Origin of the sequence: Kitasatospora sp. NPDC057512, from assembly GCF_042802135.1 — a bacterium.
Lineage (GTDB): Bacteria > Actinomycetota > Actinomycetes > Streptomycetales > Streptomycetaceae > Kitasatospora.
Genome location: NZ_JBHVET010001103.1, coordinates 1 through 1,919 on the forward strand (window position 1 = coordinate 1; position 1,919 = coordinate 1,919).

2 protein-coding genes are annotated in these 1,919 nt (G+C 75.0%); both read right to left on the minus strand.

Annotated elements, in window-relative coordinates; translation table 11 throughout:
• Positions 1-27 precede the first annotated feature (27 nt).
• On the minus strand, positions 28-921 hold the full coding sequence (locus ACFU6K_RS38035) for an ABC transporter permease (RefSeq protein WP_380671091.1): 894 nt from the start codon (positions 919-921) through the stop codon (positions 28-30).
• A partial coding sequence (locus tag ACFU6K_RS38040; protein WP_380671093.1) for an ABC transporter ATP-binding protein occupies positions 908-1,919 on the minus strand: 1,012 nt, incomplete at its 5' end. The genes ACFU6K_RS38040 and ACFU6K_RS38035, both read right to left, overlap by 14 nt.

Consider the following 1,919-nt stretch of genomic DNA (forward strand, 5'->3'; position numbering starts at 1 on the left):
CCGCCCCCGCGGCCGCCCCGGAGGCCGTCACGCGCTGATGTCCCGGCTGGTGAAGCGGGACCAGGCCGCCGAGCCGAACACGGCGACGTAGGCGGCCTGGAGGCCGAGGTCCTTCAGTACGCCGTCCCAGTACATCGGCGCCCGCAGCAGGTCCGCGAAGCTCAGCCAGTAGTGGGAGAACAGGAACGGGCTGACGGCGTGCAGCTGCGGGAAGACGTCCAGGATCTGGACGGTGACCACCAGCCCGACGGTGGCGGCCATCGCCGCGATGCCGCTGCCGGTGAGCGTGGAGACGAACAACCCGATCGCCACCAGCCCGGCCAGTGAGGCCGCGACCACCAGGGCCACCAGCAGCGCGCGCAGCAGCGCGTCGCCGAGGCCGATGGTGTCCCCGGAGATCAGCGTGACCCGGCCGAGGGGGAAGAGCAGGGCGCCCGCGGCCAGCGCCGTCACCGCGACCGCCGCCGTGGCCGCCAGGCAGAACACCAGCCCGGCGGTGAACTTGGCGGCCAGCAGCCTGGTCCGCCCGGCCGGGGCGACCAGCAGGTAGCGCAGCGTCCCGGAGGCCGCCTCGCCCGCCACCGAGTCCCCGGCGACCACGCCGACCGTCATCGGCAGGAAGACCGGCAGCGCGACCGCGAGCGCCGTGAAGACCAGGAACAGGCCGTTCTGCGTGGTCTGCGCGATGAAGCTCGGACCGCCGCCGCCCTGGTGCGGACTGTCCGTGTTGAGCTTGACCACCACCCCGATCAGGATCGGCAGCGCCGCCAGGATGCCCAGCAGCACCTTGGTGCGCATCCGGCGGAAGGTCAGGTGCAGCTCGCTGCGGAACAGCGCCAGGAACCCGGCCGCCGTCTGCGGCCGCCGGCCGGTCGTCAACGGCAGCGCCCCGCCCTCGGCCGGTGCCTCAGCCCGCGACATCGAAGCCCTCCCCGGTCAGCGCCACGAAGGCGTCCTCCAACGTGCCCCGCTCCAGCCCGAAGCCGTGCACCCGCACCCCGGCCCCGACCAGCGCCGCGCACAGCCTGGGCAGCGCCTCCTCGTCCAGGACGCCCGGCTCGCCGTCCACCCGGTCCTCGCCGGGCACCAGGGCGGTGACCCGGTGGGCCGCCAGCACCTCCGCGGCCCGCGCCACGTCCGGGGTGCGGACCACCAGCCGGCCCTGTGCCCGGGCGGCCAGCTCGGCGACGGTGCCCTGCACCACCAGCCGGCCCCGGGACATCACCGCGGCGTGGGTGCAGACCTGCTCGATCTCGTCCAGCAGGTGCGAGGAGAGGAACACCGTGGTGCCCTCCGCCGCGACCTCCCGGACCAGCGTCCGGATCTCCCGCATGCCCTGCGGGTCCAGCCCGTTGGTCGGCTCGTCCAGCACCAGCAGCTCGCGCGGCTGGAGCAGCGCGGAGGCCAGGCCCAGGCGCTGCTTCATGCCCAGCGAGTACGCGCGGGCCTTCTTGCCCGCCGCGGCGCCCAGACCGACCCGGTCCAGGGCCGTGTCGACGCGCTGCCGGCGGGTGCGCGGGTCGGCGGTCGGGTCGGCGGCGTCGAAGCGCACCAGGTTGTCCCGTCCGGTGAGGAAGCCGTACAGGGCCGGGCCCTCGATCAGCGCGCCCACCCGGGGCAGCACGGTGGCGACGGACTGCGGCATCGACTCGCCGAGGACGGTGGCCGCGCCCGAGGTGGGGGCGATCAGGCCCATCAGCATCCGGATGGTGGTGGTCTTGCCGGAGCCGTTGGGGCCCAGGAAGCCGAAGACGGAGCCGCGCGGCACGGCGAGGTCCAGGCCGTCCACGGCGAGCTGGCCGCCGCGGAAGCGCTTGGTCAGGCCGCGGGTGCGGATGACGTCGTCGGAAGCGGAAGCGGGAGCGGAAGCGGAAGCAGGAGGAGCGGAAGGAGCGGGCACGGGCGCGGGGGCCGGGCGC